The organism is Streptococcus sp. 1055, from assembly GCF_013276815.1.
Classification (GTDB): Bacteria; Bacillota; Bacilli; order Lactobacillales; family Streptococcaceae; genus Streptococcus; species Streptococcus pseudopneumoniae.
The window spans coordinates 1-13,735 of the sequence record NZ_VMLT01000006.1 but is presented as its reverse complement, the minus strand read 5'-3'; the positions used below and the strand labels follow the sequence as shown (position 1 = coordinate 13,735).

The 13,735-nt window shown below is 36.8% G+C and carries 18 protein-coding genes; 14 read left to right on the top strand and 4 right to left on the bottom strand.

The genetic code is table 11. The features are described 5' to 3' along the window. Positions 1-60: 60 nt before the first annotated feature. From HT699_RS11600 to dhaS, 3 genes are all read right to left on the bottom strand, one after another. A complete protein-coding gene (locus tag HT699_RS11600; protein WP_023941215.1) occupies positions 61-207 on the bottom strand; it encodes a hypothetical protein in 147 nt (48 codons plus the stop codon). Positions 208-270: 63 nt separating this feature from the next. Next, a complete protein-coding gene (gene dhaQ, locus HT699_RS00720; RefSeq protein ID WP_054393042.1) occupies positions 271-1,260 on the bottom strand; it encodes a DhaKLM operon coactivator DhaQ in 990 nt (329 codons plus the stop codon). Beyond that, positions 1,257-1,787, bottom strand: a complete 531-nt coding sequence (gene dhaS, locus HT699_RS00715) for a dihydroxyacetone kinase transcriptional activator DhaS (protein WP_031233693.1) — start codon at positions 1,785-1,787, stop codon at positions 1,257-1,259. Before dhaS ends, dhaQ begins: the two co-directional genes overlap by 4 nt. 153 nt (positions 1,788-1,940) lie before the next feature. Here dhaS and dhaK point away from each other — a divergent pair, with 153 nt between their 5' ends. From dhaK to pdrM, 14 genes are all read left to right on the top strand, one after another. Then, the gene (gene dhaK / locus HT699_RS00710; protein ID WP_138704329.1) at positions 1,941-2,930 is read left to right on the top strand and encodes a dihydroxyacetone kinase subunit DhaK; all 990 of its coding nucleotides are present in this window, start codon (positions 1,941-1,943) and stop codon (positions 2,928-2,930) included. A 21-nt stretch (positions 2,931-2,951) separates the two neighbouring features. Then, positions 2,952-3,527, top strand: a complete 576-nt coding sequence (dhaL, locus tag HT699_RS00705) for a dihydroxyacetone kinase subunit DhaL (protein WP_054393040.1) — start codon at positions 2,952-2,954, stop codon at positions 3,525-3,527. After that, entirely contained in the window at positions 3,527-3,901 is a 375-nt protein-coding gene (gene dhaM / locus HT699_RS00700; RefSeq protein WP_023942554.1) for a dihydroxyacetone kinase phosphoryl donor subunit DhaM, read from the top strand. Before dhaL ends, dhaM begins: the two co-directional genes overlap by 1 nt. A gap of 623 nt (positions 3,902-4,524) precedes the next feature. Beyond that, the gene (locus HT699_RS00695; protein ID WP_138704327.1) at positions 4,525-5,256 is read left to right on the top strand and encodes a hypothetical protein; all 732 of its coding nucleotides are present in this window, start codon (positions 4,525-4,527) and stop codon (positions 5,254-5,256) included. 162 nt (positions 5,257-5,418) lie between these two features. Then, positions 5,419-6,321, top strand: coding sequence for a hypothetical protein (locus HT699_RS00690; protein WP_023933363.1), 903 nt, complete (start codon positions 5,419-5,421; stop codon positions 6,319-6,321). 211 nt (positions 6,322-6,532) lie between these two features. After that, positions 6,533-6,712: a hypothetical protein gene (locus HT699_RS12095; protein ID WP_031243548.1), complete on the top strand. Its 180-nt coding sequence runs from the start codon at positions 6,533-6,535 to the stop codon at positions 6,710-6,712. Positions 6,713-6,823: 111 nt separating this feature from the next. Then, on the top strand, positions 6,824-7,036 hold the full coding sequence (locus HT699_RS11595) for a hypothetical protein (RefSeq protein WP_138704326.1): 213 nt from the start codon (positions 6,824-6,826) through the stop codon (positions 7,034-7,036). Between the two features lie 48 nt (positions 7,037-7,084). Beyond that, on the top strand, positions 7,085-7,297 hold the full coding sequence (locus HT699_RS11590; protein ID WP_031243545.1) for a hypothetical protein: 213 nt from the start codon (positions 7,085-7,087) through the stop codon (positions 7,295-7,297). 118 nt (positions 7,298-7,415) lie between these two features. Then, positions 7,416-8,108 (top strand): YjjG family noncanonical pyrimidine nucleotidase, encoded by a 693-nt coding sequence (locus tag HT699_RS00685; RefSeq protein WP_031243543.1) that lies wholly within the window; start codon positions 7,416-7,418, stop codon positions 8,106-8,108. A 61-nt stretch (positions 8,109-8,169) separates the two neighbouring features. Then, on the top strand, positions 8,170-8,823 hold the full coding sequence (locus HT699_RS00680; RefSeq protein ID WP_172921836.1) for a uracil-DNA glycosylase: 654 nt from the start codon (positions 8,170-8,172) through the stop codon (positions 8,821-8,823). 9 nt (positions 8,824-8,832) lie between these two features. Further along, positions 8,833-9,297, top strand: coding sequence for an 8-oxo-dGTP diphosphatase (locus tag HT699_RS00675; protein WP_023936889.1), 465 nt, complete (start codon positions 8,833-8,835; stop codon positions 9,295-9,297). Between the two features lie 12 nt (positions 9,298-9,309). Next, on the top strand, positions 9,310-10,578 hold the full coding sequence (locus HT699_RS00670) for a dihydroorotase (RefSeq protein WP_054393035.1): 1,269 nt from the start codon (positions 9,310-9,312) through the stop codon (positions 10,576-10,578). Positions 10,579-10,591: 13 nt separating this feature from the next. Further along, entirely contained in the window at positions 10,592-10,852 is a 261-nt protein-coding gene (locus HT699_RS00665; RefSeq protein WP_001105926.1) for a hypothetical protein, read from the top strand. Positions 10,853-10,862: 10 nt separating this feature from the next. Then, positions 10,863-12,215, top strand: coding sequence for a sodium-coupled multidrug efflux MATE transporter PdrM (gene pdrM, locus HT699_RS00660; protein WP_172934019.1), 1,353 nt, complete (start codon positions 10,863-10,865; stop codon positions 12,213-12,215). A 214-nt stretch (positions 12,216-12,429) separates the two neighbouring features. Here the strand turns inward: pdrM and xerS are convergent, their stop codons facing one another. Then, a complete protein-coding gene (xerS, locus tag HT699_RS00655) occupies positions 12,430-13,500 on the bottom strand; it encodes a tyrosine recombinase XerS (RefSeq protein WP_023941207.1) in 1,071 nt (356 codons plus the stop codon). Between the last annotated feature and the right edge of the window lie 235 nt (positions 13,501-13,735).

Below are 13,735 nucleotides of genomic sequence, written 5' to 3'. Positions count from 1 at the left end.
TGTGATTAACCTTGTAACCTAGTTGCAAGGTTTTTTGGGCGCATTTTGGAAAAGTATGGTCTAATACTCTTTCAAAATCTCTTCAAACCACGTCAGCGTCGCCTTAACGTAGATATGCTCACTGACTTCGTCAGTCTTATCTACAACCTCAAAACTGTGTTTTGAGCAACCTGCGGCTAGTTTCCTAGTTTGCTCCTTGATTTTCATTGAGTATAAGATAAAAGCAAAGGTCTAACAAGTGATGTAGCCCTTTTGAGTTATACAAGCAAATTACCATGAAAAAGCTGTTGTTGGAGCATTGAGCGCTTCTAACCATTGTTTATTTTTCGCAGGGCAAAGAGTTACGGATATACCTGCCATATCCAGACTGGTCATAAATGTTCCTGATTTTATAAATGTAATAGTGATTCCTTCAATTTCTAAGAGTTGAAGGAGATCATTGATAAATATACCCATTTCTAAGTTGCTGGTAGTGCCTAGATTATTTACAAGCAATATAAATTGATCACCCTTTTTCCAATGATAGTGCAATCTTAATTTACTTATAATTTCATTTGCAAGGATTTCCGATGATTGGAATGGGACTATACGATAGCCTTCTTCGCCATGTATCCCAATACCATAAGAAATATTTCCTTCTTCCAAGTTAAATAGTGGAAGGGTGGCTTGGGGGAGACTAGCTGATTTCGTTGCAAAGCCAATTGTTGCGATTTCGGTAGCAAGTTCATAACCTAAATTAGTTAGTTGCTCGATGTCAGCACCGTTCTGAGCCGCATATCCTAGGATTTTATGAAGTAAAATAGTCCCTGCAAGCCCTCTTCCTCTAATTTGAAATCTATTGTGAGGTTCAATAGAAATATCGTCGTGTGCTAGACTATAGCCGACCTTAATTCCTTCTTGTCTAGCAGTATTAATGGCCCAGCTAAATTCTTTGATGTCTGCTTCGAAATTTTTTACAATGATGAAGACACCGTGACCATTGTTTAAAAAACGAATGGACTCTAAGATTTCAGTTCTTGTAGGAGGAGTAAATAATTGGCCATAGATAGCAGCAGTAAGCATTCCTTTTCCCACATATCCAATATGAGCGGGTTCGTGACCGGAACCTCCACCCGACAATATTGGAACCTGATGAGGATTGCGATTTTTTTGATAGACTAGTGGTAAAGTAGGGTGTTTTTCTAATTCAGGATGACTGCTGACAGTTGCTGAAATGTAACTTGAAATAATTTTCTGTTTATGATTTGAAATAAATGTCATTGTGGCCTCTTTCCAATAATTGTCATGATGAGATAGTCTGGTTGTGGAACTGGACTTTTTTTATTGACGCAAGCCTTCACGATTTCTGCTAGAGCATGTGAGTGATAATCTAGCAAAAAACAAGTATAAGCAGATGAATCGCTATCAATCTGACCATATTCTCTTAAAATTTTTGATACAAGCAAGCGACAGTAGCTGATAAAGTGGTCATAGAAGTTATTTTGCCCTTGAATATCAAAAAGTTGAATATAAAAGTCACGCTCTTGTTCGAAATAAAAAAATAATTCTTGTAATAGTTTTTGGCCTGAAATGAAGTCCAAGTTATTGGTGATATACTCGGTTAAGTCATTTTCAAATATCCAGTCTAGCAGTTCATATTTGTCAAGAAAGTGATTATAAAAGGTCTGTCTACGAATGCCAGCTGATTCCATGATATCTACAATAGAGATTTTATCAAATTCTCTAGTAGCTAATAGGTCTCTAAATGCCTTGGCAATCCGTTTTTTTGTAATAAGTGATGATGCCATAGGAAACCTTTCTTTTACTTCCTTCATTTTACCAAAAAAATGTTTTAAACGGGTTTAAAAGGGGACAAATAATAGAATCTGTCCCTTATCATCCAGCGATAAAAAATATATAATGAAAGCGAAAACAAAGGTAGATGCCGAAAGGAGTTTCTCATGAAAAAAATTATAAATGAACCGACACAAGTTGTTGATGAAATGTTGCAGGGATTGTCATTCATGCATGATGACTTGGTAGAACGCTTAGATGGTTTTGATGTCATCGTTAGAAAGGCAGAAAAGACAGGAAAAGTTGGACTCATTTCAGGTGGAGGTTCAGGACATGAACCAAGTCATGCTGGATTTGTAGGAGATGGGATGTTGTCTGCTGCCATTTGTGGAGCAGTCTTCACTTCACCTACTCCGGACCAAATTTTAGAAGCCATTAAGTCGGCTGATGAAGGTGCTGGGGTCTTTATGGTCATCAAGAACTATTCTGGGGACATCATGAACTTTGAAATTGCACAAGAACTTGCTGAAATGGAAGGTATTGATGTAGCAAGCGTTGTAGTCGATGATGATATTGCGGTTGAAAATAGTCTCTATACCCAAGGGCGTCGAGGTGTTGCAGGTACTATTTTAGTCCATAAAATTTTGGGTGCTGCGGCTCGTTCCGGTAAATCATTATCTGAAATGAAAGACTTGGCCGATAAACTTGTGTTAGAAATTAAAACAATTGGGCTGGCTCTGTCTGGAGCAACCGTTCCTGAAGTTGGGAAACCAGGTTTTGTTCTAGAAGATGATGAATTTGAATATGGAGTTGGTATCCACGGTGAACCAGGATATAAAAAAGAGAAAATGCAACCTTCAGCACAATTGGCCTCAGAATTGGTTGAAAAATTATCTGAAGGTTTCCAACTTAAAGCTGGTGAACGCTATGGCCTTCTCATCAATGGTTTAGGAAGCACTCCTCTTATGGAACAATACGTATTTGCAAATGATGTGGCTAAATTACTCCATGAAAAAGGTGTTGAGTTGGCGTTTAAGAAAATTGGAAACTATATGACATCAATTGATATGGCTGGATTATCATTAACATTGATTCGATTGGCAGATGATGAGTGGTTGGAAGCTCTATATGCACCTGTTACTACCCCAGCTTGGTAAAACTCAAGGAGGAAATGTCGCATGAATGCTGAACAAGCTCTTGAATGGATGAAGCTTTTTAATGAAAAGATTCAAGAACAGAAAGATTACCTTAGTGAGCTAGACACTCCTATAGGAGATGGAGACCACGGTGGAAATATGGCGCGTGGAATGGCTGCAGTTATGGAAAACTTAGAAGGAAAGCAATTTGAAACAAGCAGTGATGTGTTTAAACTTGTCTCAATGCAATTACTGAGTAAGGTAGGCGGTGCTTCTGGTCCCTTGTATGGCTCTGCTTTTATGGGCATGGCCAAGGCTGATTCAAATTCGAAATTAGAAGAAATCTTACAAAGTGGTTTGGATATGATTATCAAACGTGGGAAAGCAGAAATTGGAGAAAAGACAATGGTTGATGTTTGGACTCCTGTTATTGCCGCTTTGTCTGCTGGTCAATTGACTCAAGAGGTTATTGATAAGGTAGTGAATGCTACCAAAGATTTACTTGCAACTAAAGGAAGGGCATCTTATGTAGGAGAACGTTCTCTTGGACATATTGATCCTGGATCATTCTCATCAGGATTACTCTTTACTGCTCTTTTAGAAACTGGGGTGGTTTAATGGGAAGTATTGGTCTTGTTATCGTTTCACATTCCAAACACATTGCACAAGGTGTTGTTGAACTGATTAGTGAAGTAGCTAAAGATGTTCCGATTACTTATGTAGGAGGAACCGAAGATGGAGGAATTGGAACAAGTTTTGATCAAGTAGATAGGGTTGTTTCCGAAAATCCAGCAGATACTTTATTAGCCTTTTTTGACCTGGGTTCTGCTAAAATGAACTTAGAAATGGTGGCTGATTTCAGTGATAAAAGTATCATGATCAATAGGGTTCCAATTGTAGAAGGTGCCTATACTGCAGCAGCTCTTCTTCAGGCTGGTGCAGAACTGTCAGTTATTCAAACACAGTTGTCGGAGCTTGAAATCAATAAATAAGGAATTTTACTATAACTCTTTTTATAGGTGGGCTATTGATTATCTCAACTATCAAATTTTAAGTAAATAAAAAGGGATTGCTTTGGGCAGTTCCTTTTTATTTTAACAAGAGTAAACCTATAGTGTTTCTAAATTGTGAATCATTCAAAACTGATTGTGATGAGACTATTCTAGCTTTAGAATCCTTCAAAAATTAAAGTTTAAGGCAATCAATTACTTAGAAGAGTACGAAAACATTTAGTTTATAGGAATTCTAGACCTAGAATCACATGGATATTTATGAAGTTAGGGTATTCGATAGTTAGGATTGTTCTATTCTGAACGATTTGGGTTGTCAATCTTCTAGAATAGTAGTTTGCCAATGAATTTTGTTGAAAGATTCCTTGTTTTATGGTAGTCTAAAGTAAAAGAAAGCCCTACCATTATATTTGTATCTTTAATCTGACTTGGTTTAGGTCTAGAAGAGGGATAGATATTTTGGGTTTCCAAATAATAATAATAATATTTTCACTTGCAAAAAATGTATTTCGACTTTATCTAATGTAGAAGAAAGAAATATCATGAAACGTTTATGACTTGTTGGAAAGAGAATGTGAACTAAAAATAGATTTAGGAGTAGGTAGATGAGTAGTTTAGAGTCAATTCGTAAAGCGCATATCATCGTGTGGGGTGCCTATCTATTTTTATCATTAAGGGCGCCGCTAATTAGCAGCACAGAGTATTTCTTGCTTATTTTTTTAGCGTTTCTCTATTCAATAGTATCGCTACCTATATACTCTGTGAAGAATAAAATAGTATCTATTTGTCTGGCTATAAACTCAATTCTGTTAATGATTTTCCCGATTTTTATTAATAAATATTTCTCAGGAAACGTTTCTACTTATATCGTATTAATCAGTATTTTTATCCTGGAGTTCTTAATCTTTAATAAAATTGGTAGAGATTTTGATACTAGATTAGCTAGCAAGTATAGGAAAATCAGTCAGTTTAAAAGTAAGATGTCTCAATCTCCTTGGATAAAATATTTAGAGATTTCTAGTTTTATATTAACTGTATTTCCATTTATTCTTCATGGTACAGTTGCTAATCATGTACTGACTCTTATTTTTTTGATAAAAATTTGTGTAGATACTACGATAAAGGTTCTATTAAACAGAATTTTTAAGACAAGTAAGGTAATGAAAAGGAGGATATTTTCTCTTTTTGTACTAGATTTGATTGTCTATTTATTTTTAGGTTATGTTTTAGTGATACAAAAAGACGAATATCTGTTTTCAATTCTACTAATTTTTTCTAATTTCTCACTTCCCTTTATCAGAGAAAAAGAGTATGAATTATTTAAAAATAAGAAGTGAGATAAATTGAAAATATACAAGGGATTCTTCTTTTTAAAACATAATATCGAAGCAATTGTTTGTCTAAAAAGTTGATTATTTGGATGAATGTCATTTTTTTGATGCTAATCATAGCAATGATGATTTATGCAAAATTAAAAAAGGTAAGGACACTGTAAAATTATGATGCGTAAACTAATTATTTTCTTACTAATGCTCCCTTTTTTAGGTTTATGGTTAGAGTTGCATGTCTTAGTGAATAACTTGCCATTGAATCTAGAAATTCCCCTTGATTTTATTATCAGTATGAGTCTTACTTTCTGTAGTTTGATTTTCTCAAAAATAGTTTTGGACCTACTATATGCATTGAAAGATTTATACAAGAAAAGAGGCCTTATTACGATTTTTCCTTTTATTTTTATAGGAAAGAAGAAAGTAAATGTGAGATTCTCACCCTATTTTTCATTCCACCGTAAAAGTTTGTCTACTGATGATTTGAAATCTAGAATTATATGGAGTTTTATTCTTGAGATAGCCATTATCGTAGCCTTTATTTTTAAAATGCCTATTGTCCTAATTGTGCTTACTACAATATTTTTTTGGAATATAATGGACATCAACCATCTCGTTTTTAATAAGACGGAATTTCTTTTCAATCAAAATAAATGGCAAAAAGAAGATTCGTTTGACAGGGATTTGAGCAATACTTTAAAGGATAAAATACAAAAATCAGAGCTAAATTATTCTGACTTAATGTGTATTCTGCTGTATGATGCGATTAACCAATCCACCTTTTTAACGGATAGCGAGATCTTTGAGGATATTTTGAAAAAAATTGAAGATTCTCAGAATACCCTTCTGTGTACAGGTCTTGCCGAGTTACTGATGTATGAAATTACTATTAGTAAAAATCATAACTGGCCAGAAAAGGTTGATCAAATTAGAATGCAACTTATTAGAATCAATCAATTAGATTTTTTCTATTATACAAGTTGGTTAAGGCAAAATTTTGATTTCTGTATGAATAGAGAATATGCCAAGGTGAAATCACGAAGGATATTGATTAGTAATAAGAAGATAATCTAGATTCATCCTGTTCGTACAGCAAATGAAATAATTTTAGCTAATTAGATTTGCAAATCTGTTCATCTATAGAATATGATTAGGTAAAAAAGTATCTTATCTAAATAATGAAGAGATAGTGTAACTTAATGGAGTATTATCTCTTCACAAGGAATTTTTTTTGGAGAAACGTTGCAGTGAATGGATTATGTACTTATTTTATGGGGAATTAAATATGTTTAAACTAAGTGATAAAGCCAGAATAATATTTGCTATTATAGGAGTAAGTTCCATATTGGTTAGTATGTATCTTATACCTTTTATTAAAACTGAGAATAAATTTTGGGAAATACTTTTATTTATATTAGGTGTATTGCTAATTGGAATTGCGTTACTAAATCCCCCAAAAAATTAAATTTTAGAATAGTATTAGTGAGTAGGTAATCATTTATTGATTGGATTTTTAATGCTATTGATGAATGGGATGGAAAAAGTGACAATAAATTAAGAACAGGATGATAGCATTATGATGGTTGTTTTAATTTTGATGGTTGTGGTGTTTCTGTATTATGTAATTACAGAGTATTTTCAGAATGGTTATATTGACTGTATACTATTTCTAACATTGCTGATTTCTCATTTGATATGGAATTACTATTTTTTGCCCATTGAAGTCTTAGTAGCATTAAGTGGAGTAAATTTGTTGTCAAGATTTTTCAAAAAAAAGAGAAGTCAATAGAGTTGTTAGTGGATTATAAAGATGAAAGGTAAAATTGGGATATTTAAAATGAAACATTTTTTTGCAGGAATTGGTGAGATAAGATTTAGTAGTTATCTATTGTCTCTATGTGTAGGACTAGCCCCTCTTTTTCATATCTATGTAATAGGCTCTGAAATGAGTTTTGTGAAAATAGTGTTATCTATTTTGGGAGTCATATTTGTATTTATTTTAACTATTGCTCGAATTTATAGAAGATTTTTCTATCATTCACTAGATTAGTATGGATTAGTTAATCCATTAGAACTATTATTTTTGTTATACTTTACCACTTTTAAGTTTTTACATTAAACAACCGAATGAAGTGAAAGTTGTTTATCTTAGAAAGGAAAACCTCAAATTGTCCTACAAATTTCTATTTTTTGACCTCGACCACACTTTGCTTGATTTTGATGCTGCTGAGGATGTGGCTTTAACGCAACTTCTAAAAGAAGAAGGGGTTGCAGATATTCATGCTTATAAAGACTATTATGTTCCTATGAACAAGGCTCTCTGGAAGGACTTGGAGCAAAAGAAAATCAGTAAACAAGAGCTGGTTAACACGCGCTTTTCTCGTCTATTTGCTCACTTTGGACAGGAAAAAGATGGTAGTTTTCTAGCCCAGCGTTACCAATTTTACCTTGCCCAACAGGGGCAAACTTTTTCAGGTGCTAATGAACTTTTAGATAGCCTCATCGAGCGTGATTATGACTTGTATGCTGCGACAAATGGAATAACTGCCATTCAGACAGGGCGTTTGACTCAGTCTGGTCTGGCACCTTATTTCAATCAAGTCTTTATCTCTGAGCGATTGCAAACACAAAAGCCTGATTCCCTCTTTTATGAAAAAATCGGTCAGCAGATTGCAGGTTTTAGCAAAGAAAAGACGCTGATGATTGGAGACTCCCTAACCGCCGACATTCAAGGTGGTAATAATGCGGGGATTGCCACTATCTGGTACAACCCTCATGGCCTCGAAAATCATACACAAGCCCAGCCGACTTATGAAGTCCATTCTTACCAAGACTTGCTGGATTATTTAGATAAACTGTAAAAAGTGGTTTCCATAGCCACTTTTTGCTATAATAGAGGCAGTAAAAACGAAGGAGTTGGCTATGGAACACTCGTCTTGGCATGCTTTGATTAAGGAGCAATTACCTGAAGGTTATTTCGGGAAAATCAATCAGTTTATGGAGCAGGTCTATGCTCAGGGTACTGTTTATCCACCCAAGGAAAAGGTTTTTCAGGCTCTCTTGACAACACCGCTTGAAGAAGTTAAGGTGGTCATTCTAGGGCAAGATCCTTATCACGGTCCAGGTCAAGCGCAAGGCTTGAGTTTTTCTGTACCCGATTTTATCCCAGCTCCGCCATCCTTGCAAAATATCTTGAAAGAATTGTCAGATGATATCGGTGTTAAGAAATCTCATGATTTGACAGCTTGGGCTAAGCAAGGAGTCTTGCTTCTCAATGCTTGTTTGACGGTTCCTGCTGGGCAGGCCAATGGTCATGCTGGGCAGATATGGGAGCCTTTTACGGATGCTGTGATTCAGGTGGTTAATCATTTAGATAGACCAGTTGTTTTTGTACTCTGGGGAGCTTATGCACGCAAGAAGAAGACCTTGGTTACCAATCCTAACCACTTGATTATTGAATCAGCCCATCCCAGTCCTTTGTCAGTTTATAGAGGATTTTGGGGTTCCAACCCTTTTTCCAAGGCCAATGCATTTTTAAAAGAGACTGGACAAGAGCCAATCGATTGGCTTAGATAAGGAGAAAATATGCCTCAGTTAGCGACGATTTGCTACATTGATAACGGGAAAGAACTGCTCATGCTCCACCGTAATAAGAAACCCAATGATGTCCATGAAGGGAAATGGATTGGTGTGGGTGGCAAGCTAGAGCGTGGTGAGACTCCTCAGGAATGCGCGGCGCGTGAAATCCTTGAAGAAACAGGACTCAAAGCCAAGCCAGTTCTAAAAGGTGTTATCACTTTTCCTGAATTTACACCAGATTTAGACTGGTACACCTATGTTTTTAAGGTGACAGAGTTTGAGGGTGACTTGATTGACTGCAACGAGGGAACGCTAGAATGGGTTCCCTATGATGAGGTTTTGAGTAAGCCAACTTGGGAAGGTGACCATATCTTTGTTAAGTGGCTTTTAGAGGATAAACCCTTCTTTTCAGCCAAGTTTGTTTATGATGGGGATAAATTGTTGGATACCCAAGTTGATTTCTATGAATAAAGGAGAAAGCATATGCTACTAATCAAAAATGGTCGTGTAATGGATCCCAAGTCTAGTTTGGATCAAGTGTGTGATGTTTTAGTTCAAGATGGGAAAATTGTCAAAATTGCGTCTGAGATCACGGAAGAAGGAGCAGAAACGATTGATGCTAGTGGTCTAGTAGTTGCTCCTGGCTTGGTTGACATTCACGTTCATTTCCGTGAACCTGGTCAAACTCATAAAGAAGACATTCATACTGGTGCCCTAGCAGCCGCTGCAGGTGGTTTTACAACGGTTGTTATGATGGCTAATACCAGTCCAACTATCTCGGATGTAGAGACTTTAAAAGAAGTTCTGGATTCAGCTGCCAAAGAAAAGATTAATGTTAAGACGGTTGCGACCATTACTAAAAACTTTAATGGCCAAGATTTGACAGACTTTCAGGCACTTTTAGCAGCTGGTGCGGTTGGTTTCTCAGACGACGGTATTCCGCTTGAAAGCAGTAAAGTTGTCAAGGAAGCTATGGAAGAAGCTAAAAAGCTTAATACCTTTATTAGTCTTCATGAGGAAGATCCAGGTTTGAATGGGATTCTTGGCTTTAATGAAAATATCGCTAAAGAACATTTCCATATCTGCGGTGCGACTGGGGTGGCTGAGTATGCTATGATGGCGCGTGATGTCATGATTGCCTATGCAACTAAGGCCCATGTTCACATCCAGCATTTGTCTAAGGAAGAAAGTGTTAAAGTAGTGGAGTTTGCTCAAGGTTTGGGTGCGCAAGTCACAGCAGAAGTAGCGCCACAGCATTTTTCTAAGACTGAATCGCTCCTTTTGACACAAGGTAGCAATGCTAAGATGAATCCTCCACTTCGTTTGGAATCAGACCGTCGTGCCGTTATCGAAGGCCTCAAATCAGGCGTCATCACAGTTATCGCAACTGACCATGCGCCTCATCATGCAGATGAGAAAAACATTGAGGATATTACCAAAGCGCCATCTGGTATGACTGGTTTGGAAACATCTCTTTCCCTCGGTTTAACTTATTTGGTAGAAGCTGGGGAATTGACCTTGATGGAATTGCTTGAAAAGATGACCTACAACCCAGCCAAACTTTATAACTTTGAAGCAGGTTACTTGGCTGAGAATGGTCCAGCGGACATCACTATTTTTGATGCTAAGGATGACCGTCTTGTGGACTCCCATTTTGCTTCCAAAGCGACTAATTCACCCTTTATCGGTGAAACCTTAAAAGGGCAGGTTAAATATACCATCTGTAAGGGACAAATTGTCTATCAAGCTTGATAGGAGTTAGAATATGAATTATTTTCGAAAACGTAGGGAGAGACAAGCGAAATCTAATAGTGGAATTTACTGTCCCGCAGCTAATCGTTCTAAAATTCAATATGAAACTAAAGAAAAAGCTGACCATGCGGTTCAATATGATAATGGAGGTTTAGTTAGAAGCTATTATTGTCGTACATGTGCGTGTTGGCATACTACTTCAAAATCTAATAATCCTCCGCTAAGTTTGAAAAACTATGGTCTGAAACTCTTTGGTTTAGATAAATCAGAATAGAAAGAGAAGTATGTATAAGACAAAGTGTTTACAAGAGAAGTTAGTATTATTTTTAAAAATTTTCTTCCCAATCCTAATCTACCAATTTGCCAATTATTCTGCCTCTTTTGTTGACACTGCAATGACAGGCCAATACAATACCATGGACTTGGCTGGTGTGTCTATGGCGACCAGTATCTGGAATCCTTTTTTTACATTCCTAACAGGGATTGTGTCAGCCCTGGTGCCTATCATTGGTCACCATCTTGGTAGTGGTAAAAAGGAAGAAGTTGCGTCTGATTTTTACCAATTTATCTATTTGACTTTGGGACTATCTGTGGTCTTGCTGGGGATGGTAATTTTCCTGGCACCACCAATCTTGAATCATCTTGGACTAGAAGCACCAGTGGCGGCAGTAGCAGTTCGTTATCTCTGGTTTTTATCTATTGGAATTATCCCCTTGTTGCTCTTTAGTGTCATTCGTTCCTTGCTGGATTCGCTGGGGTTGACTAAGTTGTCCATGTATCTCATGCTTTTGTTGCTTCCTCTCAATAGTGGATTTAACTATCTCTTGATTTACGGGGCCTTTGGTGTTCCAGAACTGGGAGGTGCTGGTGCTGGTTTAGGAACATCCTTGGCCTACTGGGTCTTGCTGGGGATTTCTGTTCTGGTTCTATTTAAACAGGAGAAGCTCAAGGCTCTACATCTTGAGAAACGAATTCCGCTTAATATGGATAAAATCAAGGAAGGAGTTCGTTTAGGTCTGCCTATTGGGGGGACTGTATTTGCTGAGGTGGCTATCTTTTCCGTGGTTGGCTTGATTATGGCTAAGTTCTCGTCCTTGATTATCGCTAGTCACCAGTCAGCTATGAACTTTTCAAGTCTCATGTACGCCTTTCCTATGAGTATCTCATCTGCTATGGCTATTGTCGTTTCCTATGAAGTGGGAGCCAAGCGATTTGATGATGCGAAAACCTATATTGGTCTAGGAAGATGGACAGCCCTCATTTTTGCGGTCTTCACCTTATCCTTCCTTTACATTTTTAGGGGAAGTGTGGCTAGTCTTTATGGTAACAACCTAGAATTTATCGATTTGACAGCACGTTTTTTGACTTACAGTCTTTTCTTCCAGTTAGCAGATACCTTTGCAGCACCTCTTCAGGGAATTTTACGGGGGTATAAGGATACCGTTATTCCTTTTTACCTTGGTTTGGTTGGTTATTGGGGGGTGACACTCCCGGTAGCTATGGTATTCGACTCTCTAACAGATTTTGGAGCTTATTCTTACTGGATCGGTTTGATTATTAGTCTAATTGTAAGTGGGGCTCTCTACCGTTGGCGTTTAACTGTGATTATGAAGAGATTTGAATCCAGAAAAGCTTGATTTTTAGAATTCCTACAAGCAAAAATATCAATCCTTATCTGCATTATTTTTGCTATAGTTAAATTAGTAGTAGGAAAATGAGAACTTCAAAAATATAGAAACAATTGATATTCCACACCACTTTACTGGGATCAGATATAAAGAAAAAGAAGTTGCTTATTTTTAGCAGCTTCTTTTTTTGATAAATATTTTACATAAGTTATATTACGTAAAATTATAAACTATCCAAGGCATTTTTTTGTTCATCATTGACGATATGGGTATAGAGGTCAGTGACTTGTGTACTGGCATGTCCTAGCTGGTGACTGACCAAAACTTGCGATTTAGTAGCATCATAGAGCCTAGTTGCTAGGGTATGGCGCAGTTTATGGGGTGTTACACGGACTTTGAAGTCCTCTGAGTATTTAGCAACCATTTTCTCAACGCTGGAAGCGTCAATACGATTGGGAACACCTCTATAGAGTGTCAAAAAGAGGGCTGTGTCTGTTTTTTCCGTCTTATAGCGTTGATTTCGAATGGCCAGATAATTCTCTAAATAAGGCTTAGCAAAGGCAGCAACATTGACCGAATCGCGTTTGCCACCTTTTCGAGTGACATCAATAACCATCATTTTTAGATTGAGATCTCTTAAATCCAGATTAACAGCTTCAGATAAGCGAACACCCGATGCCAAGAGAAGGGCAATAATGGCTAAATCTCGTTCTTTATTTTTGTTGAATGATGAGAGAGCTCGATTTGAAAGCTGTTGTGGGTACTCTTGGTCAATATAAGTTAGAAAACCTTCTGTTTCATCACCTAAAAAGAGTTTTTGCTTGATGTTTTCAGCTCTGGCAGCAAGCGTTTCTTTCTTTTTTTTGGTTGAAACTTTCTTCATTACATTACGATAAAAATAAGGCTCTCCCTGATCGTTTTCAACTTCCTCAGTCAAATACTTATAAAGACTAGAAAGTGCTGACAAAGTCCGATTAATGGTTGTCTGAGAAACTCCTTGCTTGGTTGTATTAGCATTCAGCAAAGGACGTTCACGTAGATAAAGGATAAAAGATTCCATGTCTTTCTTAGACATATTTTCCAAAACTGATAAAGGAATATCGGACATTTTATCAGCGTTTGAAATACCAGACTCCAAAACCCAGCCGAAAAATCGATCGTATTCCTTGAGGTATTCGTACAAGGTTGTAAAACTATAGGGGACAGCAAGCTTAGATTGGTAGTATTCCAGAACATACCAAGGCATGATTTGTTTTAGTTTGTCGATTCGTTCCAATAAAATCTCACGTTTCATGTATTTTCTCCATAAGTAAGTCTACTAGTAGTATAGCATAGACCTATATATTTTTCAAGAAAATTATAGTTTTTCGGAAAGATGTTGTAGGAGCTTTTTAAAGTGATAAAAAAGACTTAGACCTGAGTAAAACAGATCTAATTCAGCTAAATAACTAATACTCTTCGAAAATTAAATTCAAACCACGTCAGCGTCGCCTTACTGTACTCAAGTACAAAGTACAGCCTGCGGCTAG